Source organism: Lawsonibacter sp. LCP25S3_E2, from assembly GCF_052117285.1.
In the GTDB taxonomy this organism is placed as follows: domain Bacteria; phylum Bacillota; class Clostridia; order Oscillospirales; family Oscillospiraceae; genus Lawsonibacter.
Genome location: NZ_JBQKJL010000062.1, coordinates 1 through 1632, shown reverse-complemented (window position 1 = coordinate 1632; position 1632 = coordinate 1). Strand labels below are relative to the sequence as shown.

At 51.0% G+C, this 1632-nt stretch carries 1 protein-coding gene; it reads right to left on the bottom strand.

The window, feature by feature from the left end:
• Window positions 1–131: 131 nt before the first annotated feature.
• A complete protein-coding gene (locus ACTQ3R_RS16480; RefSeq protein WP_417083594.1) occupies window positions 132–1355 on the bottom strand; it encodes an IS110 family transposase in 1224 nt (407 codons plus the stop codon).
• Window positions 1356–1632: the final 277 nt, after the last annotated feature.

Below are 1632 nucleotides of genomic sequence, written 5' to 3'. Positions count from 1 at the left end.
GGAGTCCTGCAAATAAAAGTCAAGTCCTAAAATGAAAAAAATCCCGCAAAGTTTGCGAGATCAAAAAAGCGCAACAAATCAAGCTGGAGAAAAGACTTCCACCAGCTGGAGTGAGTCTAAGTTATTAAAAGTTATTTTTGCTCTGCTGTTTGAGAATCAAAGGCCTCCAGGCATTCCTTCACGCGGGCGTAGTAGATGCGCAGGAACTTGTTCTGGGCGGCAGTCATGTAAACGAAATATGGCTTGCCTTCTGCACGTTTCTTATCGAGGAACTGGTAGACCGGCTCATCTGCTGGAGACTTTTTCAGGTAAGTACAGACGATCTGATAGAGCGTTTTGCGCAGATGCGGAGAGCCTCGTTTTGTAGTAGGAACGCTTTTGGCGCTGTGCTTTCCGGACTCGTCTATTCCCGGATCAACACCTGCAAAGCCCACAATGGAGCTGCGGCGCGGAAAACGACGCACATCACCGATCTCGGCCATGAGCTGCGCGGCAGTTGTTTCACCAACGCCGTACATGGCGCACACAGTTTCGTATTCCGGGAGTTGGGACGCGATTCGCGTCATCTCCGCCCGCAGTGCCGCCAGTGTCATTTTGCCCGTAAGAAGCTGTTGTGCTGCTGTGGTAATGAGTAGTTTCGTATTGTCGTTCTTCGGCAGCGTAGTAAAGTGGCCACAGCTGCTGGCATAGATGTCCAACGCTTTCTCTGCTCTGAAATGGTATCCCTTGCGTTTGCACCATTTCTGGTAACGCTCTGTAAATGCCTTTTCACTGACGCGACAGATACAGTCGCAATGCCAAAAGGTCATGACAAAGTCCACCCATTTCTGGTGGCCGTCTGCACGCTCCGGGCTGGTGAACAGCTCGTTCACACCGGGGAATGTTTTGTCGGTTAGAGAAATGAGATTGTTTTGCAGCGATACCACGGTTTTCATGTAGAGATTGTACTGGCGGCTGCACAGTTTCAGTTGTTGTCTGATCGTGTCCATGGGAGTATATTCCCGCAGATCTACCCAGTTGTCAAGGCCGTACTTGGCAATCTTCATGGCATCAGCCTTGTCGGTCTTGACCTTTCGGATAGAGCCACCACCGCTCTGCTTGATAAACAGCGGATTCAAGACACAGACATAGATCCCGTACTCGTGCAGTGCCGCAGCTACCGGCTCATGGTAACGCCCTGTGGCTTCCATGATGACACGGGTATCTTCGCCCAATGCAATGATGGCATAAGCCATCTGCTCCAGACCGACTTCGGTATGGAGAAATTCCTGTGGCAGAAATGCCACTTCACCCATTGGCCGCAGAGCAGCCACCATGCTTTTCCCTTTGGAAACATCAATTCCAACTGCGTTCATGTTACCCCTCCTTCTGATTGGATATGGCTTTCCGCCTTTTACTCATTGCTTGTTCAATCTCCTGGGTGACACGAACGCACCGAAGACGGTGGAACAACCTGCGCAAATCGAATGCTGCGAACGAGAGAGGCGGCTGACGGACTCCTCAGCGGGCGTGCTGGCCCAAGGTGATTACTGTCAGACCATTTACTCTCCCATTCTAACAGCTTCAGCTTTGAGATGGAAAAAGACGCGGCTGGCTGCCGCGCCTTAAACCGTAACTATATTGTAGGAGGTG